Annotated in this window: 23 protein-coding genes and 1 tRNA gene; 14 read left to right on the forward strand and 10 right to left on the reverse strand. The window is 56.4% G+C overall.

The annotated features are described in order from the left end of the window. Positions 1 to 170: 170 nt before the first annotated feature. The 5 genes from kdpB to H5U02_02175 all read right to left on the reverse strand — a co-directional run bounded on the left by kdpB (position 171) and on the right by H5U02_02175 (position 4,962). Entirely contained in the window at positions 171 to 2,234 is a 2,064-nt protein-coding gene (gene kdpB / locus H5U02_02155) for a potassium-transporting ATPase subunit KdpB (protein ID MBC7341249.1), read from the reverse strand. A gap of 21 nt (positions 2,235 to 2,255) precedes the next feature. Then, positions 2,256 to 3,968 carry a potassium-transporting ATPase subunit KdpA gene (gene kdpA / locus H5U02_02160; protein ID MBC7341250.1) on the reverse strand — a complete coding sequence of 571 codons (1,713 nt, stop codon included), beginning with the start codon at positions 3,966 to 3,968 and terminating at the stop codon, positions 2,256 to 2,258. Between the two features lie 13 nt (positions 3,969 to 3,981). Beyond that, on the reverse strand, positions 3,982 to 4,071 hold the full coding sequence (gene kdpF / locus H5U02_02165) for a K(+)-transporting ATPase subunit F (GenBank protein MBC7341251.1): 90 nt from the start codon (positions 4,069 to 4,071) through the stop codon (positions 3,982 to 3,984). Between the two features lie 316 nt (positions 4,072 to 4,387). Next, positions 4,388 to 4,735 (reverse strand): endoribonuclease MazF, encoded by a 348-nt coding sequence (gene mazF, locus H5U02_02170; protein ID MBC7341252.1) that lies wholly within the window; start codon positions 4,733 to 4,735, stop codon positions 4,388 to 4,390. Continuing rightward, complete coding sequence (locus H5U02_02175; protein MBC7341253.1) at positions 4,729 to 4,962, reverse strand: AbrB/MazE/SpoVT family DNA-binding domain-containing protein; 234 nt, start codon at positions 4,960 to 4,962, stop codon at positions 4,729 to 4,731. Before H5U02_02175 ends, mazF begins: the two co-directional genes overlap by 7 nt. Positions 4,963 to 5,115: 153 nt before the next feature. On the opposite strand from H5U02_02175, the gene H5U02_02180 reads away from it, so the two are divergent. After that, positions 5,116 to 5,203, forward strand: a tRNA-Leu gene (locus H5U02_02180). Between the two features lie 111 nt (positions 5,204 to 5,314). On the opposite strand, the gene H5U02_02185 is transcribed toward H5U02_02180, so the two are convergent. From H5U02_02185 to speE, 3 genes are all read right to left on the reverse strand, one after another. Next, positions 5,315 to 5,515 (reverse strand): hypothetical protein, encoded by a 201-nt coding sequence (locus tag H5U02_02185; GenBank protein ID MBC7341254.1) that lies wholly within the window; start codon positions 5,513 to 5,515, stop codon positions 5,315 to 5,317. Between the two features lie 136 nt (positions 5,516 to 5,651). After that, the gene (gene speB, locus H5U02_02190; protein ID MBC7341255.1) at positions 5,652 to 6,437 is read right to left on the reverse strand and encodes an agmatinase; all 786 of its coding nucleotides are present in this window, start codon (positions 6,435 to 6,437) and stop codon (positions 5,652 to 5,654) included. 229 nt (positions 6,438 to 6,666) lie between these two features. After that, positions 6,667 to 7,503 (reverse strand): polyamine aminopropyltransferase, encoded by an 837-nt coding sequence (gene speE, locus H5U02_02195; protein MBC7341256.1) that lies wholly within the window; start codon positions 7,501 to 7,503, stop codon positions 6,667 to 6,669. Positions 7,504 to 7,778: 275 nt separating this feature from the next. On the opposite strand from speE, the gene H5U02_02200 reads away from it, so the two are divergent. The 5 genes from H5U02_02200 to H5U02_02220 all read left to right on the forward strand — a co-directional run bounded on the left by H5U02_02200 (position 7,779) and on the right by H5U02_02220 (position 13,443). Further along, positions 7,779 to 9,482: a hypothetical protein gene (locus tag H5U02_02200; GenBank protein MBC7341257.1), complete on the forward strand. Its 1,704-nt coding sequence runs from the start codon at positions 7,779 to 7,781 to the stop codon at positions 9,480 to 9,482. Positions 9,483 to 9,582: 100 nt separating this feature from the next. Then, on the forward strand, positions 9,583 to 10,509 hold the full coding sequence (locus tag H5U02_02205; GenBank protein ID MBC7341258.1) for an ABC transporter permease: 927 nt from the start codon (positions 9,583 to 9,585) through the stop codon (positions 10,507 to 10,509). Continuing rightward, positions 10,510 to 11,424, forward strand: coding sequence for an ABC transporter permease (locus H5U02_02210; protein MBC7341259.1), 915 nt, complete (start codon positions 10,510 to 10,512; stop codon positions 11,422 to 11,424). Positions 11,425 to 11,443: 19 nt separating this feature from the next. Then, the gene (locus H5U02_02215) at positions 11,444 to 12,460 is read left to right on the forward strand and encodes an ABC transporter ATP-binding protein (protein MBC7341260.1); all 1,017 of its coding nucleotides are present in this window, start codon (positions 11,444 to 11,446) and stop codon (positions 12,458 to 12,460) included. A gap of 2 nt (positions 12,461 to 12,462) precedes the next feature. Then, positions 12,463 to 13,443: an ABC transporter ATP-binding protein gene (locus tag H5U02_02220; protein ID MBC7341261.1), complete on the forward strand. Its 981-nt coding sequence runs from the start codon at positions 12,463 to 12,465 to the stop codon at positions 13,441 to 13,443. Between the two features lie 26 nt (positions 13,444 to 13,469). Here the strand turns inward: H5U02_02220 and H5U02_02225 are convergent, their stop codons facing one another. Both H5U02_02225 and H5U02_02230 read right to left on the reverse strand, forming a co-directional pair. Then, a complete protein-coding gene (locus tag H5U02_02225; protein MBC7341262.1) occupies positions 13,470 to 13,769 on the reverse strand; it encodes a zinc ribbon domain-containing protein in 300 nt (99 codons plus the stop codon). A 204-nt stretch (positions 13,770 to 13,973) separates the two neighbouring features. Further along, a complete protein-coding gene (locus H5U02_02230; protein MBC7341263.1) occupies positions 13,974 to 14,657 on the reverse strand; it encodes a DUF2225 domain-containing protein in 684 nt (227 codons plus the stop codon). Positions 14,658 to 14,881: 224 nt separating this feature from the next. Here H5U02_02230 and H5U02_02235 point away from each other — a divergent pair, with 224 nt between their 5' ends. The 8 genes from H5U02_02235 (at position 14,882) to H5U02_02270 (ending at position 23,448) form a co-directional block, all read left to right on the forward strand. Beyond that, positions 14,882 to 15,643, forward strand: a complete 762-nt coding sequence (locus tag H5U02_02235; protein ID MBC7341264.1) for a flagellar motor protein — start codon at positions 14,882 to 14,884, stop codon at positions 15,641 to 15,643. Positions 15,644 to 15,693: 50 nt separating this feature from the next. After that, entirely contained in the window at positions 15,694 to 16,431 is a 738-nt protein-coding gene (locus H5U02_02240) for an OmpA family protein (GenBank protein ID MBC7341265.1), read from the forward strand. Positions 16,432 to 16,497: 66 nt separating this feature from the next. Next, on the forward strand, positions 16,498 to 17,604 hold the full coding sequence (gene thiL / locus H5U02_02245; protein MBC7341266.1) for a thiamine-phosphate kinase: 1,107 nt from the start codon (positions 16,498 to 16,500) through the stop codon (positions 17,602 to 17,604). Positions 17,605 to 17,972: 368 nt separating this feature from the next. Then, positions 17,973 to 19,616 (forward strand): spore germination protein, encoded by a 1,644-nt coding sequence (locus H5U02_02250; protein MBC7341267.1) that lies wholly within the window; start codon positions 17,973 to 17,975, stop codon positions 19,614 to 19,616. A gap of 336 nt (positions 19,617 to 19,952) precedes the next feature. Next, positions 19,953 to 21,068, forward strand: coding sequence for an endospore germination permease (locus tag H5U02_02255; protein ID MBC7341268.1), 1,116 nt, complete (start codon positions 19,953 to 19,955; stop codon positions 21,066 to 21,068). Beyond that, positions 21,061 to 22,257 (forward strand): Ger(x)C family spore germination protein, encoded by a 1,197-nt coding sequence (locus H5U02_02260; GenBank protein MBC7341269.1) that lies wholly within the window; start codon positions 21,061 to 21,063, stop codon positions 22,255 to 22,257. Before H5U02_02255 ends, H5U02_02260 begins: the two co-directional genes overlap by 8 nt. Before the next feature lie 39 nt (positions 22,258 to 22,296). Continuing rightward, positions 22,297 to 22,512: a hypothetical protein gene (locus H5U02_02265; protein MBC7341270.1), complete on the forward strand. Its 216-nt coding sequence runs from the start codon at positions 22,297 to 22,299 to the stop codon at positions 22,510 to 22,512. 135 nt (positions 22,513 to 22,647) lie between these two features. Beyond that, positions 22,648 to 23,448 carry a tRNA 2-thiocytidine(32) synthetase TtcA gene (locus H5U02_02270; GenBank protein ID MBC7341271.1) on the forward strand — a complete coding sequence of 267 codons (801 nt, stop codon included), beginning with the start codon at positions 22,648 to 22,650 and terminating at the stop codon, positions 23,446 to 23,448. The last annotated feature ends 54 nt before the right edge of the window (positions 23,449 to 23,502 follow it).

A 23,502-nucleotide genomic window follows, 5' to 3' on the forward strand; every position in this document is an offset into this window, starting at 1 on the left:
GGAGTTGAAAGCTGGGTTGGTCCTCGCGTCGCTAAGGCGGCTTATCCGCCCGGCTTAATATCGCTTCCGGACCAGCCCCTAGCATCCCGTACGTGCTTTTTTCCTGTCTGGTTGTGCGGCTGGCCGCAAGGGCACTCCTTTGACCGCCCATTTATTTCCGGGTGCCCAAGCTAGGCAAGGCCCAGGGCGTGGACGACCAAGTCGATCAGCTTAATGCCCACAAACGGCACCACCAGGCCACCCAAACCATAGACCAGGAGGTTGCGGCGGAGAATGACGTTGGCCCCCAAAGGCCGGTACGCCACCCCGCGCAGGGCCAAGGGCACCAGAGCAATGATGATCAAGGCATTAAAGATCACCGCCGAAAGCACCGCGCTCTGGGGGGTAGCCAATCGCATGATATTTAGCGCCTGAAGCTGCGGGTAGGTGACCGTGAACAGAGCCGGGATGATGGCAAAGTATTTGGCTACATCATTGGCAATGCTGAAGGTGGTAAGCGAGCCGCGGGTCATTAAAAGCTGCTTGCCGATCTCCACCACCTCTATCAGCTTGGTGGGATTGGAATCCAGATCCACCATGTTGCCGGCCTCCTTGGCGGCCTGGGTACCGCTATTCATGGCCACGCCCACATCGGCCTGGGCCAGGGCCGGGGCATCGTTGGTGCCGTCACCGGTCATGGCCACCAGGTGACCTTTAGCCTGATAATCGCGGATAAGCTTTAGTTTGGCTTCGGGGGTGGCTTCAGCCAAAAAATCGTCCACCCCGGCCTCGGCAGCAATAGCGGCCGCCGTCAGCGGGTTATCCCCGGTGATCATTACCGTCTTTATGCCCATGCGGCGCAGCTCGGCAAAGCGCTCCTTGATGCCGCCTTTGATTATGTCCTTGAGGTAAATGGTCCCCAGCACCCGGGCACCCTCGGCTACCACCAGGGGAGTGCCACCTTCCTTGGCCACCTTCTCTACCGTGTCCTTGACCTGTGCCGGCAGGGAACCGCCCTTTTCCCCTACGTAGGCGGAAATAGCATCGGCAGCTCCCTTGCGAATCTCCCTCCCCTCCAAGTTAACGCCGCTCATGCGGGTATGGGCGCTGAAGGGGACAAACGAAGCTTTTAGGCTGGCCAAATCCCGCTCCCGCAGCTGAAATTGCTTCTTGGCCAACACCACGATGCTGCGCCCTTCCGGAGTCTCATCCGCCAGGGAAGCCAGCTGAGCAGCATCAGCCAGCTGCTCCTCGCTTACCCCGGGGGCCGGAAGGAAAGCAGTAGCCATGCGGTTGCCCAAGGTTATGGTGCCCGTCTTGTCCAGGAGCAGGACGTCCACATCGCCAGCTGCTTCCACCGCCCGACCCGACATGGCGAGGACGTTGCGCTTGAGCAGGCGGTCCATGCCGGCGATGCCGATGGCGGAGAGCAGCCCGCCAATGGTGGTGGGGATCAGGCATACCAATAGAGCAATCAAGATGGGCACCGGAGCTGGGGCGCCAGAATACATGGCAAAGGGCTCCAGGGTTGCCACCGCTAGAAGAAAGACGATAGTCAACCCCACCAGCAAGATGGTCAGGGCGATTTCGTTGGGCGTCTTTTGCCGCCGCGCTCCTTCCACCAGGCTGATCATCCGATCCAGAAAGGTCTCGCCCGGGTTAGCAGTTATTTGCACCTTAATCCAGTCGGAGAGGACGCGGGTACCCCCAGTCACAGCGCTGCGATCGCTACCCGACTCCCGGATGACCGGCGCCGACTCGCCGGTGACCGCGCTCTCATCTACGGAGGCGATACCTTCGATCACCTCACCATCGCCAGGAATTATATCTCCCGCCTCCACCAAGACCACATCGCCTTTGCGCAGCCCAGAAGCTGGCAGCAGCTGCACTTGACCGCCCACCAATTTCTTGGCCACGGTCTCGCTGCGGGTGCGGCGCAGGGATTCGGCCTGGGCTTTACCCCGCCCCTCCGCCAAAGCTTCGGCAAAGTTGGCAAAGAGAACGGTTATCCATAGCCACAGGGCCAGTTGCAGATTGAGGGCTATCGCCGTCCCTCCGCCCCCAAGCAGATCTCGCAGGGTGTAAAGGGTAGTGAGCAAGGCACCGATGGCGACCACGAACATCACCGGGTTGCGCACCTGCACCCGAGGATCTAGTTTGCGAAAGGCATCCTTAATGGCCGGGATGACCAGGGCTCGGTTAAAGCTACCCCGCGATCCAGCCAGCCGGTTAGAAACGTTGTCTAATTTCGGCATCAGAGCTTTCCTCCCCAACTCTTAAAAGGTCTTGCCGGCCAGCATCAGCAAGTGCTCCACCACCGGCCCCAGGGCCAGAGCTGGGAAGAAGGTCAAGGCACCCACCACCAGCACCACCACCGCCAACAGGCCAGCGAACAGCCAGCTGGTAGTCTGGAAGGTGCCCGGGCCCGGCGGCACCGTCTTCTTGCCAGCCATGCTCCCAGCAATGGCCAAGACCGGCAAGATAACCCCAAAACGGCCAATCAGCATGGCCAGGCCGATGGCCAGGTTATAGAAGGGAGTGTTGGCGTTTAGACCAGCAAAGGCGCTGCCGTTGTTGCCCGTACCTGAGGAAAAGGCGTAGAGGATCTCGCTCAAACCGTGCGGTCCGGGATTGGCGATGGAGGAGGTGCCAGCAGTAGTAGCCGCCGCCAGGCCGCTGCCCAGCAATATGCTGGCGGCCGGGATGAGGACTGCCAGGGTAGCCATCTTCATCTCCCGGGACTCGATTTTCTTCCCCAGGTACTCGGGGGTTCGCCCCACCATTAGGCCGACGATGAACACGGTGAGAATTACAAAAGCCACCATGCCGTAAAGGCCGGCGCCGACGCCGCCCAGGACTACCTCGCCCAGCATCATCTGCAGCAAAGGAATGAGGCCGCCCAGGGGCGTGAGGCTATCGTGCATGGCATTGACCGCGCCACAAGAAGCGGCGGTGGTCACGGTGGCAAAGAGAGCAGAGTTGGCGACGCCGAAGCGAACTTCCTTTCCTTCCATGGCGGTAGGGCCACTGAGCCCCAGGGAAGCCAGCTGAGGATTGCCATAATGTTCAGCCCCGTAGACCACCCCCAAGTCCAGGACAAAGAGCAGCAGCATGGCGGCCAGGATCACCGTACCCTGACGGCGATTGCCCACCATCAGGCCGTAAGTAATCGTCAGCCCAGTGGGGATAACCAGGATGGCCAGCATCTCCAAAAGATTGGTCAAGGGGGTCGGGTTCTCAAAGGGGTGGCTGGAGTTGGCATTGAAGAAGCCACCGCCGTTGGTACCCAGCTCCTTGATGGCCTCCTGGGAAGCTACCGGCCCTAGAGCCAGGGTTTGTCGTCCACCCTCCAAGGTGGTCACCGTCAGGTAGTGGCTCAGATTCTGGATTACCCCCTGGGAAACCAGCACCAACGCTAGTACCAGGGAGAGGGGTAATAGCACCCGCACCGTGGCCCGGGTCAAGTCCACCCAGAAGTTGCCAATGGTGGCCGCCGTCCTTCGGGCCAGGCCGCGGGTCAGGGCGATAGCCACGGCCATGCCGGTAGCGGCAGAAAGGAAGTTCTGCACCGTCAGCCCTGCCATTTGGGTAAGATAGCTCATGGTGCTTTCGCCGGCATAGGCCTGCCAGTTGGTGTTGGTCATAAAGCTGGCCGCGGTGTTAAAGGCCAGGTCCGGGGGCACGGGACCAAACTGTTGGGGATTAAAGGGCAACCACCCTTGAAAGCGCTGCAGCAAATAGAGGGACGCCATGCCCAGAAAATTGAAGAGCAGTAACGCGACTGCATACTCACGCCAGTTCATTTCCCGTGAGGAATCTACCCTGGTAAGGCGGTAGATAAGGTTTTCCAAAGGCTTTAGCACCGGGTCGAGCCAGGTCCTTTCGCCGGTGAAGACCCGAGCCATGTACCGCCCCAAAGGTACAGCCAGGAGCAATAACAGCACCAAGAACAAAAGCATCTGCAAGATATCTGCATTGATGGCCGCCATCAGTCACTCCACCTTAAAGCTCCTCAGCTTTCATCAGAGCATAGACTAAATATGCCAGTAAGAACAGGATGACCAGGCCACCGAGAATGATGTCCAGCATCAAGAATTCGCCTCCTTGTTGGTGCCCGGGGCCTCCGAATCATTCCCATGCCAGTGCCAGTTCGCCGGCCCGGTCATGGATGGGTTGGAGGCACCGCTACCCGTAGTTGGGTGGCCACTGTTTCCTGGTCGGGCTTATTTTACCCGCTTTGGCAGTCAATTAGGTGTCAGCAGATCCCGGTGGGATGTAAAGAAAAGATCAAGATTGAGGGGAAGCTAGGAAGGTGAAGCTGGATGGAGGGTGAGAAGCTCGGCAAGCCCAAAACATCCAGAAAGAGCAGCCGTGGCCGCAGGCCCAGGGCACTAACCCGGACTTGGCCCTACTTGATCAACAGCTGGATCTTGGCCTGCACCTCCGCCATTACCTCTGCCGGTACTCTCCAGGCAAACTCTCCCTTCCGCGCCCGCCAGTCGAGGCTTTTTATCTGGTCGGAAAGGACTACTCCCGAAACTGGCGAACCTTCAGGCAGCGCTACCTCGAAGGGATAGCCCTTAGCTCTGGTGGTGATGGGGCAGAAAAGGGCCAGCCCCACCTTGCCGTTGTATGCTTTTGGGGAGATAACCAACGCGGGGCGACTTCCGGTCTGCTCATGTCCCGCCTGGGGATCAAATTGGAGCCACACCACGTCCCCGCGCTCGGGGACATAGGCTTTCTCTTTTCTCACCATGCTTCCCGACCAACCCGGGGCCCGGTATCCACTTCAGTGTGGATGTTTTCTGGCGTAACTTTAGCCAGCATCTGCTCAAGGCTGTACCGCTTCCGGCGGATGATGATGGCATCTTCGCCAAGCTCGAAGTCAACCGGCGTACCCTCTGTAATTCCAATTTTCTGGGCCAGCGGCGAAGGGATACGGACCCCCAAGCTGTTGCCCCACTTCTGTACCCGTGGCTGCATAGCTAAAAGTACCCCCTCTTTTTCTGGTTTATACATAGTATATACTTACCGCCTTGGGAATACAACGATTAAACGGCGTACGGCTGAATCTTGACAGGGCGAAAGTTTTTGAGTAGTATAATCTATACCTGAGGGTATTAGGCCCGGGGGCATGCGGTGGTGGTGGAACAGGCAGACACGCTACTTTGAGGGGGTAGTGCCCATTTCGGGCGTGCGAGTTCAAATCTCGCCCACCGCACCAGGAACATAAGCCTCATTGATCACAGTGTACGAAAGCTATTTCTTGTAAACGTCTCCCCGTGGACCGATGGTGACAATATCAATAATCCTTCCACGCAATCAACACCATAGGCTATGCGCAGGTGAGAAAATAGCGATAATCGCCATCAGACCCTTCTAGAGCCTTGATGCGAGGACCTCCGATCGGGCTTTGACGAATGGCTTCTATGGCAGCTGCGATGCGCTTCTGCGTGCTCCGATCGGTACGCCGTAAGTAGTTTTCAGCCCGGCGAGATAGCCTGACTTTAAAGATCGAGGTCTCATTTGAGCTCATCCCAGTCTACCCATTCCCCCCGAGCTGTTTCTGCCTTCCCAGCTTCAATATGGGCAGCTTCCTCCGAAGTCAGTTCCTCCTCTAATTCCCGGGCATAATCAAGTAGGAGTTTTAGGTGGTCGCCAGCAAAACCACGCTAGAGCACGCCCAGGAGCAGCTCGCGGGCGATCTTGGCGGCGAGAAGGGCGGTGCGCTGGCTGGGGTCCCAGGCCGGAGCCACCTCCACGATGTCAGCCCCCACAACTTTGAGCCCGGCCAGGATCCTTATGGCCTGCAAGAGCTCCTCTGCGGTTACCCCCTCCGGTTCCGGGCTGCCGGTCCCCGGGGCATAGGCCGGGTCCACCACATCAATATCCACGGTAAGGTATATGGGCCGGTCGACCAGCTGGGGTTTAATCTGCGCCAATGGGGCTAGCAGCTGGTAAGGATAGAAGTTAGTGTGCTGGCCACCCCATTGCCACTCTTCCCTAACCCCAGATCGGATTCCCAACTGGAACAAGTTTTTTGCCCCCACCTTTGTGGCCACCCCATACATGACGGTGGCATGGGAGAGGGCTTGCCCCAAGTACTCGGGCCTTAAGTCAGCGTGGGCGTCCATCTGCACTACCGCAAGATTAGGGTAAGCGGAAAACATGGCCTCTACTGCCGGCAAGGTAACCAGATGCTCGCCCCCTAAAAGGAGCGGCTTCTTTCCTGCCGCCACTACTTCATGAATTAGCTCCTCCACCTGCCTCAGGCTCTGCTCCGGATCCGCCCCTACGAGCTCTAAATCCCCAGCATCAAAAAATTGTACTTCCTCCAAATCCCGGTCGAACTTGGAGCTATAGGTTTCCAGGCAGGCGGAAGCCAAGCGAATAGCTGTAGGCCCTTCTCGGGCGCCGGGGCGGAAGCTGGCAGTAACATCCAAGGGCGCTCCCGCCATCACTATCCGGGCCCGGCTCAGATCCTCGCCGCTGGCTAAAAAGCGACAATTGGGCTTGATCCGCTCAAGCAAACTAGGCACTCCTTTGCAAGGGCATTAGTTTCAACTGACGCGTTAGTTCTCCGCTCCGTAAGCTTGTGCAGAGCAGCTTGGCGCACTGTCGCTTCGCGACCAACGTGCTGGCGCCGCTCACTCGGCTTTTCATTACCTGGTCATGCTGCCTGGCCAGCTAAGCCTTGCCCAAGAGCTTGTTTACAAAGGGTGGTAAGACAAAGGCTGCCTGGTGCATCTGGGGCGAATAATACTTAGTTTCCAAAGGAGGGATGGTCTCTGGCTGCACTGCCACCGGATCGTAGCGCTTGCTTCCCAAGGTGAAGGTCCATAAACCCCCAGGGTAAGTAGGAATGGTAGCCAGATATACCCTGGCGATGGGGAACAAGCTCTGCATATCCTGATAAGCTTTGAGCACCAAGTCCTTATTGAAAAAAGGGGATTCGGTTTGGGCCACCATGATCCCATCTTCCCGCAAGGCCGCATGCACCTGGGCATAGAATTCCCGGGTAAATAGTCCTACCGCCGGACCTACCGGATCGGGAGCATCTACCACCACCACGTCATAGTAATCGCGCTTCTCCTGCACATACTTGATGCCGTCACCGATGATCAAGTTGAGCTTCGGGCAATCAAAGCCGCTTCCAATTTCAGGCAGGAACTCTTTGGCCGCCTCCACCACTGCTCCGTCGATCTCCACCATGGTCACTTCGCGGGTGCGCGGGTGGCGTACGCACTCCCGGGCGCTGCCTCCATCTCCTCCGCCGATGATCAAGACCCGCTCGGGGTTAGGATGGGTGTTTAGGGGCACTAGAGTGATCATCTCATGGTATACAAATTCATCACCCACTGTGGTCTGGATTACTCCGTCCAGGGTCAGCATCTTGCCTAGCGCTTCCGTTTCCAGCACGGCCAGCTCTTGGTAGGGAGTACGTTGGTGATGGAGGACCCTCCGGGCCCGCAAAGAAATAGCTAACTCCGGCGTCTGCAGCTCGGTAAACCATAATCCCTTCAAGTGCAACTCTCCTCTTAGCAGTTTTCGTGTTCATCGGTAATTATAGCAGAAACTATGGTTAATAAACTTCCAGCCAAAATTGCCGAGAGTTACAGGAGATTAGCTAATGTTGGCGAACATTCCCATTGTTGGATTTTCGGCGTGTACCTGTCGGGATTCACCCCACCGGTGGGGAGAAGGGAGATGAGACGTAGGTAGGAGAGTTGGGGAGTAAGTAGAGCCAGGCGGTGGAACTTGAAGTATTAACCTGGCATGAAGGAGGAGGAGGGTCTAGTTTGCGTAAGCTTAAGGCATTGAGTATGGTAGTCTTGATTGCGCTGCTTGCCAGCGTAGCCCTTTCTGGGTGTGGCGGCGGGAAAGCTGCTCAACAAGAAATGCCCAAAGTGGTAATGGTCGCCGATGATACCGAGCGGGCCAAGCAACTTTGCCAAGCCTTGCAGGGAATGTTTCTTGACAACCTGGGCATCCAGGTCGAGATCCAATCAGTCGACTTCAAGACTCGCCTGGAAAAAATGCGCAATAAAGATTTCTCCATGGTGTTTGCCGGGTGGGGGGCCGACTACGACGACCCGGCCACTTTCCTTGACCTCTGGGTCACTGGCGGAGACTTCAACGACTGCTATTGGTCCAACCCCAAATACGATGAGCTGATTAACAAGGCTAAAGCTAGCTCCGATCAAAAGGAGCGCATGCAGGCACTGGCGGAAGCCGAAAAGATTCTTCTTCAGGAATTGCCCATTGCCCCGGTCTACTGGCGAGCCTGGCCCTTCGTCGACAAGCCTTGGGTTAAGGGCATCGTCCGCAAAGCCGTGGGCGCCGAATTTGACTTCAAGTGGGCCTACACCGAAGGCCGCCCCGGCAAGGAAAATGAGCTTTACTGGAACCTAGGAGAAGAGCCACCCAGCCTCGATGCTCAAAAATCCACCGACGTAGTTTCCTTCGACATTTTGAATGCTGTCCTTGAGGGCTTAGTTCGCCCCGATCCCAATGGGGAGATCAAAAAAGGCTCCGGCCTAGCCCTAGACTGGACCGTATCCCCCGACGGCAAGGTCTATACTTTTACCCTCCGGGATGCCAAATGGAGCGACGGCAAGCCAATTACAGCAGAAGACTTCGAGTACTCCTGGAAGCGGGCTCTGGATCCTAGAACCGGGTCGCAATACGCTTACCAGCTGTATTACCTCAAAGGCGGTCAAGCTCTAAACACCATCGAGCTCCCCGACCCCAACAAGGATAAGGCCGGCTACGATCAAGCCGTAAAGAAGATCGAGGAAGCCATGGCCAACGTAGGAGTCAAAGCTAAGGATGCCAAGACCTTAGAAGTTACCTTGGAGCAACCCACTCCCTTCTTCCTGTGGCTAACCAGCTTCCCCACTTACCTACCTCAGCCCAAGCACTTGGTGGAAAAATACGGCGATAAGTACGCCTCTGAGGCCAACCTCATGGCCGCCAGTGGGCCTTTCATGGTCCAATCCTGGAAGCACAAATCAGAAATCACCTTAGTGAAAAACCCCAATTACTGGGATGCTGCTACCGTTAAGCTCACCAAGATCCATATGGATATGATCAAGGACATCAACACTCCGCTCAACATGTTTGAGAAAAACGAGCTTGACTTCCTCTACCGGGTACCAGGGCAATTCATCGATCAGTATAAAGACAAAGGCCTAAAGACCATCTCCGAAGCTACCTGCTGGTACCTGGAGTTCAACTGCCAAGATCCACTGTTTAAGAACGCCAAGATCCGCCAAGCCTTTGCCCTAGCCGTAGATCGCGAGTCCTTCGTTAAAAACGTAACCAAAGACGGCTCCTGGCCGGCCACCGCTTACACGCCGCCAGTGATTCATTCCGGACCCAACGAAAGCTTCCAGAAGACTTACGTCAAGGATGTCCTGCCGGTGAAAGCGGATCCGGAAAAAGCCAAGAAACTTCTAGAAGAAGGGTTGAAAGAGCTAGGCTACAAGATGCCCAAGGCGTAAGATGGGTGGGGCTAGGCCTTTGAGCCCTTAGGGCTCAAAGGCCTAGCCCCAATTGCCTTGCCCCCGATACCAAACCAACTTCCGAGCCAGGTGATCTACATTGGGTCGTTACATCTTGAGGCGCTTGTCGTTCATGTTAATTGCCCTTTGGGCCATAGTTACCATTACCTTTTTCATTATGCACGCCATACCCGGCGACCCTTTTCTCAATCCCCGGGTCCCTGAGCACATCCGCCAGGCCATGCTCAACCTGTACGGGCTCAACAAGCCCCTGTGGGAGCAATACTTCATCTACATTGCCAATTTGCTGCGGGGCGATCTGGGAACTTCACTGGTGGACCTCAACCGCACCGTTACCAGCATGATCGCTACTGGTTTTCCAGTGTCAGCTGCCTTGGGATTGGAGGCGCTCCTCTTTGCTGTAACCACTGGTCTAGCCCTAGGTATAATCGCCTCCCTCTACCACAACCGCACTTGGGATTATGTGGCTATGATCATTGCCCTCATCGGGATTTCCGTGCCCAACTTTGTAGTTGCCACCGTACTCCAGTATGTAGTAAGCGTGAAGTGGGGCATTCTTCCGGTATCCCGATGGGGAGACTTCCAGCACAGCATTCTTCCCGCCTTTGCCCTAGGTCTATCCACCCTGGCTCTCATGGCTAGGATGATGCGAACCAGCATGTTGGATGTGCTCAATCAAGACTACATTCGTACCGCCAAGTCCAAGGGCCTGCCCACCGGCCAGGTGATCTGGAGGCACGCTGTCCGCAATGCCCTTTTGCCCATCGTCACCATCTTGGGACCGCTGGTTGCCACCATCGTTACCGGTACCTTCGTTATCGAGCAGATTTTTGGTATTCCTGGGCTAGGGTCCTATTATGTGGCCAGCATTTACAATCGCGATTACCCCCTCATCCTGGGTACCACCATTTTCTACGCGGTTATCCTGCTGTTGATGAACTTCTTGGTGGATATAGCGTACGGCCTGATCGATCCGCGCATCCGCCTGGTAAGGGAGAGAGATTAGATGCTTGACGCTAGCCTGTTTCGACCAGTACGCTTACCGGAGCTAGAAAGCGAGGCCCTGCACCGCCCTCCCATCTCCTATTGGCGGGATGCTTGGCACCGCTTTTCTCAAAATCGACTGGCCCTGACCGGGATGGGCATTATCATTGCCATGGTGCTGGTAGCCTTGGTCATCGGTCCTCTGGTCAGCCCCTATACGTATAGGCAGCAATTTCTTGACAATACTTTTGCCTTGCCCTCCGCCCAGCACTGGTTGGGCACTGATTTCTTAGGGCGAGATATCTTTACCCGCCTCTGCTACGGCACCCGCATTAGCCTTTACATCGGCGTCATGGCCGCTCTCTTGGACCTTTTCATTGGAGCTATTTACGGCGGCATCTCTGGCTATCTGGGGGGCGTGGTAGATGACATCATGATGCGGATCGTGGACATCCTCTACGGCATTCCTTACCTCTTGATCGTAATCTTGCTGCTGGTGGTACTCGACCCGGGGATAAATACCATCATCTTGGCCATGGGCATTACCAACTGGGTAGGAATGGCCAGGCTAGTAAGAGGCCAGGTGCTCCAGCTTCGGGAGCAGGATTATGTCCAAGCTGCCAAAGCCTTGGGGGCGAGCCCAGCCCGGATAATTTTTCGCCACCTGCTGCCCAACACCTTGGGAGTAATGGTGGTGCAGCTCACCTTTACCATCCCGGTGGCCATCTTTGGCGAGGCCTTTTTGAGCTTCATCGGCCTAGGCGTGCCCCTGCCCCAGGCCAGCCTAGGAACCATGGTCAATGACGGTTACCAATACCTCCGCATTTATCCCCACCTGCTCTTCTTTCCAGCTTCCGCTATAAGCCTGTTGATGCTGGGTTTTAACTTCATGGGCGATGGCCTACGGGATGCCCTGGACCCGCGCCTGAGGGAGTAGGTGGTAGGAAGTGGCTGACATGGAACATCTGCTGGAAGTAAAAAATCTTAAAGTTGAGTTTCATACCTACGCGGGCATCGTGCACGCCGTTCGGGGAGTAAGCTTTTACCTCGATCGCGGGGAAACCCTAGCCATAGTGGGAGAGTCGGGCTGCGGAAAGAGCGTCAGCGCCCAAGCTCTGATGGGCCTCATCCCCACCCCTCCCGGAAGGATTACCAGCGGCTGGATCCAGTTTCGGGGCCGAAAAATCCAGGCCGCCAACGAAAAGGAGCTGGCCAAGCTGCGCGGATCCAATATAGGCATGATCTTTCAGGATCCCATGACCTCCCTCAATCCCACTATGACCATAGGCCGCCAGATCATGGAAGGGCTGGAGCGCCACCGCGGGCTGAGCCGGCATCAGGCCCGGGCTCAAGCTTTGGAAATGCTTTCTCTGGTAGGCATACCTCGCCCCAGCGAGCGCATCAACCATTACCCTCACCAGTTTAGCGGCGGCATGCGCCAGCGGGTGATGATCGCCATCGCCTTGGCCTGCCGGCCTACCATTCTCATTGCCGATGAGCCCACTACCGCGCTGGATGTTACCATTCAGGCACAGATCTTGGAACTTTTGAAGAGCCTGCAAAAACAGCTGGAGACCTCCATCATCCTCATCACCCATGACATGGGAGTGGTGGCAGCGCTGGCCAACCGGATCGTGGTCATGTACGCCGGCCAAATCGTGGAAGAAGGGAAAAGCGAACAGGTATTCTATAACCCTCAGCACCCATATACCCTGGCCCTTTTGGGATCTATCCCCCGGCTGGATGCTGGCGGCAAAAGCAAGTTGGTCGCCATCCCCGGTACTCCGCCCGACCTATTTCGTCCCCCGGCCGGATGCGCCTTCGCGCCCCGCTGCTCCAGGGCCATGCAGGTCTGCCTAGAGATGCCGCCGGATACTCACACCGTAGAAGCTGAACATTCGGCTTGCTGCTGGCTGCTTCATCCCTTGGCCAGAGAGCAGGCACTTAAGAATTTAGAAGTCCAGGGGGGCTGAAGATGACACTGGCGCAGCAAGCTCCAGTAATTGAAGTTCAACACTTAAAGAAATACTTCTATTTTGGCCGCCGGCAGGTGCTGCACGCCGTCGATGACGTCAGCTTTGCCATTAATCGCGGAGAAATCTTTGGCCTGGTGGGCGAGAGCGGCTGCGGCAAAACCACGGTGGGCAAGAGCATCATCGGGCTATACCCGCCCACCAGCGGCCACATCCGCTTTTTGGGCCAACCCATTAATGGCTCTCGCCCCAAGCGCAAGGCAGTTAAGGGGCTAACCAGAAAAATGCAAATGATTTTTCAGGATCCCTATTCCTCCTTGAACCCGCGGATGACGGTGGCGGACATAGTGGCCGAGGGATTGGACATCCACAAATTGGCCTCCGGAAAGGAAAGGATAGACAGGGTAGTACAGCTTTTGGAGACGGTGGGGCTAAACCGAGAACATGCCAACCGCTACCCTCATGAATTCAGCGGGGGCCAACGACAACGCATCGGCATTGCCCGGGCCCTGGCTTTGGAGCCGGAGTTCATAATTGCCGATGAGCCCATTTCCGCCCTGGACGTATCGGTACGGGCCCAAATCATCAACTTACTCCTCTCCTTGCAAGAACAAAGGGGACTTACCTATCTCTTTATCGCCCACGACCTTTCGGTGGTCAGGCACATTAGCGACCGGGTAGGAGTAATGTACCTGGGGAAGCTGGTGGAACTGGCAGCCAGCGACGACTTGTTCCGGGAACCCTTGCACCCTTATACCCGGGCGCTTTTGTCCGCCATACTTATCCCCGACCCGCGGGCCGAGCGCGAGCGGCATCGGACCATGCTCCAGGGCGATGTCCCTAGCCCGGTCAATCCCCCGCCCGGGTGCCGCTTTCAGAGCCGCTGTTCGCTGGTTAGCGAGCCTTGCCGGGAAGCCGATCCCCAGCTGGTGGAACTAGCCCCCCATCACTGGGTGGCTTGCCATGCCGCTAACCAATTATAGGCACCAGCGCTGCTAATATTCCCACCTCAATCGTCGGGGACGGCCTTCTTTAAGCTGCTGGTACCACCAGAAGTGCTGGAAGAGGCGCCCGAGGAACCGCCATTGGAGGCGCCGGTAGAGCTTTCCTCGTGCGAAGGGGTATAACTGGGCTTCCGGTTATCGGTACAGTAAAAGCCTGGGCCTTTAAAAATGATGTTTATATTAGGGCTGATTAAGCGCTGTACCTGACCCCCGCACCGGGGACAATGCTCCAAGGGGGGAGCCGTAATCTTTTGCGTCTCCTCGAAGATACCACAATGCTCGCACCTATACTGATAAGTAGGCATGATTGTCACCTCGATATCTTCAGGAATTGCACAAGATTAGGTATAGATCAATGGTCAAAAATTGTCAAGGCCTGGCCGGCTGATCCCGGCTGATCCACCGGCTACCTCCCCGATACCGCAGGTTTCTTCATTCCGCCTTACCTAAGAGCAGGCTTAAGATCAACATGGCCAGGACATACCGCCCCCAGGCCCAGGTCAAAAGCACTATGATTGTGCCGCCTTCATTTGCTCACGATAGGCCTCCCAACGCTCGCGCAATAACTCGCGTAGGTAAGGTTGCAATCCCCGCTCCTGCATTAGGCGGCTTAGCCACCGAACCGCAGCCTGGTAATTGCCCAAACGCCCCTCCAACTCCCCAACCAGGTAGAGCATTAAGTTGGGATCCATCTCCTTGGCGGATCCACTTTCTTTTTCGTAGGCCTCCCGGTAAAGATCGCAGGCATAGCGAAGGTATCTTTTTTCCTCGGCTTCTTCCTGACTGTAACGATAAAACCAAGCGATGTGTAAGCATAAACCCGCCATGACCGAACTTCTTTCCAGATTTAGGTTGGCACAGAGTAGGCCCAATTTATATACACTTAAGGCATCGGCCAGAGTTCGGGGCCCACTATAATCCTTGCGGCTGATTTTGCTCGCATACTGGTCGATTATTAATTGGCGCCGTTCTTTTTTGACCGGCCCAAAGCTAGCCGTAAAAGCGTAGCCGCAGTTAGGACAAACCATGACTTCATAAAAATAGGGGTTTTCACCCTCAAAGTGCCCGCAGAAGTCACTGTCGCGGCTAATTTGGCGGATGTGCCTTAGTCGCACCCTCTTGTTAGTGAACTCCCGCCCACACAAAAGACATTGGTAGCGTTTATCATACAAAGGCTCGCTCCCAGCAACCATTTTCTTGCCTCCCTGCAGCAGCAACTACGGTGTTATTTATTGCGCACCATTTGATTCAATATAGAATCTCAGCTTCCTACCATGGCCTTTGTTCCCTCCCCTTAATCTTGTCCCTGGTTCTGTCGATAGTCTTGGTGGGAGAGGCAGTAGCGTGAGGGCTCGCCAACGAATACCTTTACAGAGGGGAGGCAAACTGGTAGCACTCGGGTGCCGCCAGACGTTTTATGGACCTAGCCAGTGTTTTAGGTCTTGCTGGCGCCGTCCTAGCCATCATCGTGGCTCTAATCATGGAAGGAAACAGCTTGGCTGCCTTGCTCAATGTTCCCGCCATTATTATTATTTTCGGGGGAACCATAGGTGCCACCGCCTTTTCTTGCCCAGTAAAGGAGTTGCTGCGGATCCCGGAGCTTTTGCGCAAGGTATTCCAATCTGAGCGCAACGACGTCGAGGACACCATCAATACTCTGGTAAAGCTGGCGGAAACCGCTCGGCGGGAGGGGCTTCTAGCTTTGGACAGCTACATCCAACAGTTTGATGACCGTCTCCTGCGCGATGGTCTGTCCTTCGCCGTCGATGCGGTGGATCCAGAACAAATCCATCATATTCTGGAGAATGAAATCATGCGGCGCCAGCAAGACTTCAAGAGCGGCGCCAAAATTTTCGAGATTGCTGGTGGCTATGCCCCCACCATGGGAATCATCGGTACCGTTATCGGCCTAGTACACGTTTTAAGCAACATTGCTGACACCACCAAGCTGGCAGCTGCCATCGCCGTGGCTTTTCTGGCCACCCTGTACGGTATAGCCAGTGCCAATATTCTCTGGCTACCAATTGCCACTAAACTAAAAGCCCGGGCGGAGCAGCAGATGCTGGCAGACCGAATAATCATGGAGGGGATTATCGGCATCGTCCAGGGCAAAAACCCCCGCTTGATCCGCCGTGAATTGGCAATCCTGGCTGGGATTGAGAGCCCTATCGAGCCGTAACCAGGTGCGAGGCTGTTGGGGGCTGTCTTGGCTGAAAGGAGGGTTAACGGGTGCCATTCTGGACCAACAAAATCGGGCCTGAGGAAGACAGCCAGCCTAGCGCCCATGCTGGCTCCGGCAGCATGCGCTGGCTATTGACTTACGCCGACCTGATCACCTTGCTGATGGCTTTCTTTATCGTCATGTATGCCATATCCAAAGTGGATCTAGCTCGCTATGAGCAGCTGGCCCGAGCCTTAAGCCAGGTTTTCGTCGGCAGCGGAGGCGGGATGCTCTTGCCCGAACCCAACGGTGGCGACCAGGTGGTGCCGCCGGACGAGCTTGCCCAGATGACCCAGAACCTGCGAGCCTACCTGGCGGAACACGGACTTCAGGACCAGGTCTTTGTCACCACTACCAGCCAAGGGGTTATTATCAGTTTTACGGGGTCCGTCCTTTTTGAGCGTGGCCAGGCGGTCGTACGGTCAAGTTCCTTGCCCATCCTGAAAAAGATCGGTGACTACCTGCGGCAAATCCCCAATTACATTGGCGTAGCTGGCTCCACTGATGATCTGCCCATCAATACTTCCCAATTTCCCAGTAACTGGGAACTATCAGTGGTCCGGGCGACTACCGTAATTCGTTTCTTTACTGAAACCACGGGTCTCAAGCCGGAGCGCTTTATTGCTGTAGGCTACGGCGAGTATCACCCCCTCTTTCCCAACACTTCAGAAGAAGAACGCCGCAAGAACCGCCGGGTAGATATCATCATTTACTATGACAACCCCTTTGCTTCTAGAGGCAAATAAAAGACTCCAACACCGCCTTCCCTCTAGCGCTCCATGGCTGCCACGATGTCCTGGCATGCTGCCATCTTGTGCTATACTGAGGTAGATGCTCTACTTAAGTATGCCCAAGGTACGTTTAAGCAAAAAGAAATAGAGGAAAGGCGGTTGCTTGAGGAAGTGGTCATCAAGGGCGGGGAATTCGGCCTCATCAAGCGCATCCGGGAACAAATGGGCAGCAAGATCGGCGATGATGCTGCCATCCTCCAGCCACCGAAAGGAAAGCTCTTGGCCAGCATAGATATGCTGGTGGAAGGAATACATTTCGAAAAGAGTTACATTACCCCCTGGCAACTGGGGTGGAAAGCCCTAGCGGTGAATATCAGCGATATTGCCGCCATGGGAGGGACCCCGCTTTACGCTTTGGTCTCATTGGGCCTTAGCCATGACATCGATGATGCCTACGTGGATGAGATTTACCAAGGCTTGGCGGCCGTGGCCAGCCGCTTCGGCGTGAAGGTGGTAGGTGGGGACATAGTCAAATCACCAGGCCCGTTAGTTGTAGATGTGGCGATTCTGGGAGAGAGCGACCACCCGGTCACTCGATCGGGGGCACGCCCGGGCGATTTAATTGGCGTGACTGGGTATCTGGGAAGTTCAGCGGCAGGCCTGGCCTGGCTGCAAAGCCAGGCCAGGCCTGCCCGCCCCTCCCCGATCGGTTCCCCGACTCCGGTTTCGACCCCGCCCTGGGCACAAGAGCTGGTGCGGGCTCACCTGGAGCCTATCCCCCGGGTGGAGGAGGGCAGGCAACTTGCCGCCACCGGTGCCGTCAGCGCCATGATGGACATTAGCGATGGCCTAGCCAGTGAAATCAACCACATTGCCGAGGAAGGCCAAGTCGGGGCGATACTCTATGGCGAGGACGTGCCCATCAGTCAGGCCACCCTAGCTGCGGCTGAAGCCCTGGGCGCCGATCCCCTTAGCTGGGCCCTATTTGGCGGGGAAGATTACCAACTGGTGTTCACCTTTGCCCCCGAGGCCAGAGCTTGCATCAGCAAAGCCCTAAAGCGCCTGGAAAGCCGCTTTTGGGTGGTAGGAAAAATACTGCCCCAAGAACAAGGGATTAGGCTGGTTCGCCGGGACGGTAGCGCCGAGCAGCTCCTCCCCCAAGGTTACAACCACTTTCGATCTGACTAACCGATACTGGGCCAGTCATATCACCAACTTAGGCCTCGTTGGTAACCTTCGCCTGTCTGGATACAATACCTTTCCCAAGCACTTCCACAGTGGATCTGGGGGCCGAGCGGACGTACGGACGGAACTTGTCGCCTTTTTCCAAATGTATAATTTCGACGGGGCGGGGCAAATTGGTACCGATGGAAGTTAAATGTACCAGGCCTTTATCCTGGAAGACTGGGTATGTCCATGACCCTGGAGCAACTGGCGGAGGGATTGCGACAGCGGCGCCAGGCCGGGCGGAAGCCAGGCCAGCCAAAAGCTGAGGCACGGGGTGTGGGGTGCGGCGCTTGAGGCAAGTGGCGTAGCGCCGTCAAGGGGGTTCAACCATGATCCGTTTCCGTAACCCGATCAGAGCCGGGTGGCCGGGCCAGGGCAGGCCAAAGAGCCAGGGTAATCCTTCACCCCAAGAACCTGGGGACAGCCCCTTTACCCAGGCCACCCTAAAGGACCAGGTTTTGAGCCCGGACCTGGAGGCCAACCTCCGGCAAATTAAAGCCGTCCTGAATAAATGCAGCGACGTGGTTTACCGGGAGTTTGTCTTTGCCCAGAATGAAGAGATCAGGCTGGCCCTGATATACACGGACGGCCTGGCGGACAAAAGGCAAGTCAGTGACCAAATCATGCGGGCCCTGGCCCTGGAAGTGCCCATGGCCGTGCCCGGCCAGGAGATCACCAAAGCCCGGGCCCTGGAATTCATCAAACAGCGAGGCCTGTGCATACATCAAGTCAAGGAAACCGATAAGCTAAAGGATCTCGTCCACGCCATCCTGTCCGGGGATACCGTTTTGCTGGTGGACGGGCACGCCACCGCCATCATCAACGGGGCCAGAGGCTGGGAAACGCGCAGCATTACCGATCCGGAATCGGAACCGACGGTGCGGGGGGCGCGGGAGTCCTTTGTTGAGACCCTACGGACCAATACATCGCTCATCCGGCGGAGAATAAAAAGCCCTGACCTGAAAATCGAGGCCCTGAGGCTGGGCGAGGTTACCGGTACCGACGTGGCGGTAGTGTATATCGAAGGCATCGTCAACGACAAGCTGCTGGCGGAAGTGAAAAGCCGGCTGGAAAGGATTAAGGTCGACGCCGTCCTGGAAAGCGGCTACATCGAAGAGTTGATCGAGGATAACCCCTGGAGCCCTTTTCCCACGATCAACCACACTGAGAAGCCGGACCGAGTAGCGGCAATGCTCCTGGAGGGAAGGGTCGCCATTCTGGTGGACGGAACTCCCTTTGCCCTGACCGTGCCAAATTTGTTCGTCGAGTATCTCCACGTCCCCGAGGATTATTACGAACGCTTTATTTTTTCCTCCGCCGTCCGGCTCGTCCGGTTCTTGGCCATGCTTATCTCGCTCACGCTGCCTTCGCTGTATATTGCCGTGCTCAGTTTTCACTACGAACTGCTCCCCACCGCGCTCTTGTTGAGTGTCGCCGCCCAGCACGAGGCGGTTCCTTTCCCGGTGTTGATTGAGGTGTTAATCATGGAATTAAGTTTCGAACTTTTAAGGGAGGCTGGGATCCGTCTGCCGCGGCCCCTCGGTCAGGCGGTCAGCATCGTGGGAGCTTTGGTCATCGGGGAGGCTGCTGTGCGGGCCGGCCTGGTGGCCGCCGCCACGGTCATCGTGGTGGCCTTAACCGGCATTGCCTCCTTTGCTTTTGTGTACAGCTTCAGCATTGCTTTTCGCCTGCTGCGGTTCAGCTTGATGGTGCTGGCGACCACCCTGGGCCTGTTTGGATTGATCGGAGGGCTGGCGGTCATCGGCATCCACTTGTGCTGTCTGCGCTCTTTCGGGGTTCCCTACCTTTCCCCGCTGGTTCCTACGACTGACGCCGACTTAAAGGACGCGGTCTGGCGTGCGCCCTGGTGGGCCATGCTTTCCCGCCCCCGGCTGATCGCAAGGCAGGATCAAAAAAGGCAGCAACAGGGGTTAAAACCGACCCCGCTGGAGGTGCATCCGAAAGAAGTATGAAAATGGCCGGGGATGCTGGCGTAAGGCGACTTTGGGGGAGCCCTGCGAGCCGTTGGCGAGACCGAGCCCGGAGGCGGGGCCGACCCAGCACTCAACTTACGAACCTGGTAATGGGGTTACCCTGCCCAGAAAGCGAGTATCAATAGGCCATGGTATGTTTTGCTGGTTGAGTGCTGGGGAGGCCGGCCTCTTGAGACAGGAGGTCGAATTGGCCGGGAACCCCGCCGAAGGGTGAGGGGGAGCCGTACGGATCGCTGGCGAGGCCAGTCTTTCGCCGGCGCCAGCGCCCCGGCATGGGAAATGTTTCGGAAGCATCCCGCCGGAAACGCGAAGGGGATGAAGCAAGGTTTGGAACCGGGGAAAATCGACAGCAAACAGGCCGTGATGTTGATGCTGAGCACGATTTTGCCCACGGCCATCCTCACCGTCCCTACTGTTGTCGTGAAGCACGCCCGGCAGGACGCCTGGCTGTCGATCATTTTCGCCACTCTGGCAGGATTATTGATCGCCATGCTGGTGGTAAGCCTGAGCCTCCGTTTCCCGGGAAAAACCCTGTTGGAATTCGCGGAGGAAATTTTAGGCAAGGTGCCGGGGAAGATTGTCAGCTTCCTGTACATATGGCTGTTTTTCCTTTATATAGGATCCGGAGCGGTCAGGGAGTTCGGCACCTTTCTGGTGACGGCCATGATGCCCGACACCCCGATCATAGTCTTTCAAATCGCGGTAATTGCCGTGGCGGCCTACGCGGTGCGCAACGGGCTAGAGGTATTAAGTCGGTTTAACCAGTTGTTTATCCCCGTTACGGCACTGTTGGCCATAGCTTTCATTTTGTCTGCCAAAGATATGAAGCTGGCCAGGCTGCTACCGGTTTTCGATACCGGCTTGATCCCTGTTATTAAGGGAAGCGTTGCGCCCGCCATGTGGCTGGGGGAGATCGTCACCCTGGCCATGCTCATTCCTTACCTGAACAAACCACAGGAAGCCTACCGGGTGGCCGTTTTGTCTGTCCTGCTAAGCACCTTTTTTTTAACGGCGAGCATTCTAGAGGCGCTGCTGATCTTCGGCCCCAACCTGGCAGGCTATTGGATCTTTCCAGCTTTCAACGCGGTCCGGGCGGTTTCCATCGCCAATTTTCTAGAACGGCTGGATTACATCATTATGGTAGTATGGGTGTTGGGGGGCTTCGTCAAGGTGGGGGTGTTTTACTACGCCGCCGTTTTGGGCAGTGCCCAGTGGCTGGGGCTTAAGGACTACCGGCCCCTGGTGCTGCCGGCGGGGGTGATCTTGGCGGCATTTTCCATCCTTCTTCACGGCGAGAATATCGTAGAAATGCTCCATTACATTTCCCTAGTTGAAGCGCCTTTTTTTCTGATCATCTTTGAGGTGGGGATTCCATTATTATTGCTGATCGTTGCCCTGACCAGGAGAAAGGGAGGGGAAGCGGGTGGTTAAGAAATTTGCCATCCTCCTTTTGCTGGCGCTTCTTGCCAGCCTCCTGGGAGGCTGCTGGAGCCGCAAGGAAATAACCGAGGTGGCCGTTGTCCTGGGGACGGGGGTAGATTGGACGGCGGACGGCCGACTTCGGTTAACGGTCCAGATCGCCAGGCCAACTGCTTTTGCTGGCGGCGGCGAGGCTGGGGGCGGAGGAAGGGAGGCTGCCGCAGCAAGTTGGGTGGTCTCCGCGGAAGGTAAGACCATTGAAGAGGCTGAAAGATACCTGGCCATGAAGGTCCCCCGCGACATTTACTGGGGGCACAGCGTTATCCTGGTTATTGGGGAAGAAATGGCCAAAAGGGAGACGCAGACGGTGACAGATTTCTTTCTTCGCGACAGGCAGCCCCGGGAAACCATGTGGGTAATGGTGGCTAAAGGAGAGGCAAAAGACTTCCTGGAAACCTATTCGACTCTAGCGAAGACTTCGGCCCAGGCCGCCGGTTTTTTGACCCGGATGCGCACCGGCTACTCCGTGCAACTCCGCGAATTTGCTGAAATGTTGGCCAGCAAGGGAATCCATCCGGTGGCCACGGCGGTGGAGGTAAAAGAAGTGGGGGTGACACCGGGGCCGGAGAAAAACAGGTCTTCGCCCCTTAAACAGGTGGTCCTTTCCGGCGCAGCGGCGTTTAAAGAAGACAAGCTGATCGGTTGGCTGGATGCTTACGAGACCAGGGGTCTGCTCTGGCTGAAGGGCGAGGCCATGCAGGGAGTAATCACTGTGCCCAGCCCGGGCGAGCCGGATAAAGAGGTATCTATCAGGATCCGGCGGGGAAGTACAAAGGTTAGGCCGGAATACGACGGGGAATACCTGCGGTTTGACGTAAAAGTGAATGTGGAAGGGGACATGGTTGAACAGCAAAGCCGCGAAGACCTGGCCAAGCCTGAGCAAATCAAAGCCCTGGAAAAAGAAATAGCCGGGGAGATCAAAAAAAGAGCCGTCGTCGCCCTGGAGAAAGCCCAGGGGGAGTACGGCGTGGACATCTTCGGCTTTGGGGACGTTTTCCACCGGAGGTACAAAAAAGAATGGCGGGAATTGAAAGACCGGTGGGACGAGGAATTTGCCCTGGCGAGGGTTAACATTGCCGTGGAGGCGCACGTGCGGGAGATTGGCCTTTTAACCAAGCCGGGTAGCACCCCAGAAGAATAGATTTGGGAAAGAGCCCAAATCATGAAGGGGACGAGGAACGTGATCGCCCTGTTGATCGCATTATTCATCGGCATTATCCTGTTCGAGGCGCCAGGCCTGATCAAGAAGAAGATGTGGCGGGAACTGGCGGCCTTTGCGGTGTACCTGGCCATAGGTATGGCCCTAAGCATCCCCCACGCCCTGGGGGTAAAACTGCCCAATCCGACCAAAGCCATTGAGGCGTTGTTCAGGCCCATTTCGGAGCTATTGAAGTGAGCAAGTGGATAATGGAGGATGGGCAAGGGAAATGCTGGAAAACGGCAGGATCAATGCCGGACAACTGGTCTTCGTATTCATAACCACGGGTGGGCTTGCGCCAACTCGGGTGGTTGTGGTATCCCATACATTAGAATGCCCAAAGCGGCTAACCGGCCAGCAGGGGTGGCCAGAGTGCATCAGCGAGTGAGCAAAAACTACTCCAAGTGGTTTCTTTCCAAAGTAATCCGGGCTTGCAAGGATTTCCAAATGATTGCCAATGGTGACCGCATTGCGGTGGGATTGTCCGGTGGCAAGGACAGCAGTTCGCTCCTATTTATCTTATCCTTGCTCCGGCAGCGGCTGCCCGTAGATTTCAGCTTAGTCCCCATTTTTCTCGACTTGGGCTACGGGATGGATATGAGCCCTATGGAATCCTACTGCCGTGAGCTAGGGCTGAAGCTGCACATTGAAAAGACCTTAATCGGCAAAATTGTCTTCGAGGTGCGCCAGGAGACAAACCCCTGTTCGCTGTGTGCCAACCTCCGCCGCGGGGCCCTAAACCAATCCGCCAAGGATTTGGGTTGCAACAAGGTGGCCGTGGGCCACCACCTGGACGATGCCGCTCAAACCCTGATCATGAATTTCTTATACAACGGCCGGCTGGCCACTTTCCCACCCCGCATCGACTACCAGCGCGCTCAAATCACCCTCATCCGGCCTTTGGTTTACGTGGAAGGAAAGGTTCTAGCTGCTCTGGCAAGGAAGGAAAACTTGCCAGTAGTACCCAACCTGTGCCCAGCCCAAGGCAATACCAAGCGCCAAGAGGCAGCTCAGATTATCAGCATGCTGGAAGCTAACCATCCTTACTTGCATCACCGCTTTTACACCGCCCTCCGAGGGACGTCGGGAGAAGGCTTTTGGAAGGACCTCATAGCCAAATACCAGCAGGGGTAACCTCAATGCCTGGCTGGCTATTTGACCGGGCGCTGGCGGCAAGGTCACTTGGCC

The organism is Clostridia bacterium (assembly GCA_014360065.1).
Taxonomy (GTDB): domain Bacteria; phylum Bacillota; class DSM-521; order Neomoorellales; family JACIYF01; genus JACIYF01.

What these genes read in the sequence shown, in the direction of transcription:
- H5U02_02210 (MBC7341259.1), top strand. Translation starts at nt 10,510, where the DNA reads ATGCTTGACGCTAGCCTGTTTCGACCAGTACGCTTACCGGAGCTAGAA.
- H5U02_02225 (MBC7341262.1), bottom strand. Translation starts at nt 13,769, where the DNA reads ATGCCTACTTATCAGTATAGGTGCGAGCATTGTGGTATCTTCGAGGAG.
- kdpA (MBC7341250.1), bottom strand. Translation starts at nt 3,968, where the DNA reads ATGGCGGCCATCAATGCAGATATCTTGCAGATGCTTTTGTTCTTGGTG.
- H5U02_02270 (MBC7341271.1), top strand. Translation starts at nt 22,648, where the DNA reads ATGCCCAAAGCGGCTAACCGGCCAGCAGGGGTGGCCAGAGTGCATCAG.
- H5U02_02255 (MBC7341268.1), top strand. Translation starts at nt 19,953, where the DNA reads ATGAAGCAAGGTTTGGAACCGGGGAAAATCGACAGCAAACAGGCCGTG.
- kdpB (MBC7341249.1), bottom strand. Translation starts at nt 2,234, where the DNA reads ATGCCGAAATTAGACAACGTTTCTAACCGGCTGGCTGGATCGCGGGGT.
- H5U02_02175 (MBC7341253.1), bottom strand. Translation starts at nt 4,962, where the DNA reads ATGCAGCCACGGGTACAGAAGTGGGGCAACAGCTTGGGGGTCCGTATC.
- H5U02_02235 (MBC7341264.1), top strand. Translation starts at nt 14,882, where the DNA reads ATGGACCTAGCCAGTGTTTTAGGTCTTGCTGGCGCCGTCCTAGCCATC.
- H5U02_02220 (MBC7341261.1), top strand. Translation starts at nt 12,463, where the DNA reads ATGACACTGGCGCAGCAAGCTCCAGTAATTGAAGTTCAACACTTAAAG.
- H5U02_02230 (MBC7341263.1), bottom strand. Translation starts at nt 14,657, where the DNA reads ATGGTTGCTGGGAGCGAGCCTTTGTATGATAAACGCTACCAATGTCTT.
- H5U02_02185 (MBC7341254.1), bottom strand. Translation starts at nt 5,515, where the DNA reads ATGAGCTCAAATGAGACCTCGATCTTTAAAGTCAGGCTATCTCGCCGG.
- mazF (MBC7341252.1), bottom strand. Translation starts at nt 4,735, where the DNA reads ATGGTGAGAAAAGAGAAAGCCTATGTCCCCGAGCGCGGGGACGTGGTG.
- speB (MBC7341255.1), bottom strand. Translation starts at nt 6,437, where the DNA reads ATGGCGGGAGCGCCCTTGGATGTTACTGCCAGCTTCCGCCCCGGCGCC.
- H5U02_02250 (MBC7341267.1), top strand. Translation starts at nt 17,973, where the DNA reads ATGATCCGTTTCCGTAACCCGATCAGAGCCGGGTGGCCGGGCCAGGGC.
- H5U02_02215 (MBC7341260.1), top strand. Translation starts at nt 11,444, where the DNA reads ATGGAACATCTGCTGGAAGTAAAAAATCTTAAAGTTGAGTTTCATACC.